This window comes from Dyella monticola, assembly GCF_003363155.1.
Lineage (GTDB): Bacteria > Pseudomonadota > Gammaproteobacteria > Xanthomonadales > Rhodanobacteraceae > Dyella_B > Dyella_B monticola.
The window spans coordinates 1-1,030 of sequence record NZ_QRBE01000045.1; the positions used below are offsets into that span (position 1 = coordinate 1).

A 1,030-nucleotide genomic window follows, 5' to 3' on the forward strand; every position below is an offset into this window, starting at 1 on the left:
GATCGTTTCCTACGACGATGGCTTGAGTGAAGTGATTCGCAGGCGCGCAGGCGAGCCGCTGCCGCCGTCACGAGTGATCAGCGAGGGTGGGCGCGATATGGTGATCTGGGAATGGATTGGGGTATGAGCATGCCGTAGTGCCACCGAACGATGCGCTATTTCGAGGCGTGCGTGCGCTTCACGGGGCAACCGGTCAGGCAGATGCGCTCTGCCGACAACGTGATGGGATATGGCGCGAATAAGCGTCTCTCCACGCAGAGCGATGCCGCACCGAACGCGCTGGTGCAACCGTACTACCTCGAATATGTCCGGCGGCACTTCTGCACGTTGACGCACAGGAAATGGAGAATTGGTTATGCATCGGAATAAATCGGCATGCAAGGCGCGCAGTCTACCCGCGCGTTTCGTGGTCGCGGTGTTTATGTTCCTTGGAGTAGTGACGATGTCGAATGTTCGGGTTAATGCAGCGGACAACGAGCTCAATGTTGGTGGCACTGGTGAGGGTTTTGGCGTCTACGGACTGGGTGGCATGAACTACGGCATGAATACCGTAAGCGTGCGGCTTCCCGGGAAACTCCGCATTGAGCGATTCGATACGATCGAGGATATGAATCTGCATGGCGTGGGTATCTTCGACGCCAGGCTTTCACCTGAGGATCGCAAACTGGCGCATGACATTCACCGCCAGCTTTGCGAGGCGGTTGTGGCAGGGCCTAGGAGCGAAGTGCCCAGAATCGACCCGCCTACGCTGTATGCCGTTGAGTGCCTGCGGAATGGCGAACTCCTGCGCTATCAGGGGCCGACCTATCAGTTACCGCGTGAATTGTTTGATGCGGCCGTTGATTTCTTTATGAGAACACGAAATGCATATCTACCTGAAAGCCGTGCATTAGTCCGGCTTGATGTCGAGGTGCTGAGTGTCGAGAGGTTGAGGAGCAAATTCCTCGTGTCGATCCGACTCATCAATAGCGGGCACTACCCAATCCTGATGGATACCCCGGATAAATGGTCGACCGTGATGGCGTATCGA

At 56.3% G+C, this 1,030-nt stretch carries 1 protein-coding gene; it reads left to right on the top strand.

Annotated features, from left to right (window positions below; genetic code table 11):
• Positions 1–355: 355 nt before the first annotated feature.
• The coding region (locus DWU98_RS21570; RefSeq protein WP_147293420.1) for a hypothetical protein at positions 356–1,030 on the top strand (675 nt) is incomplete at its 3' end.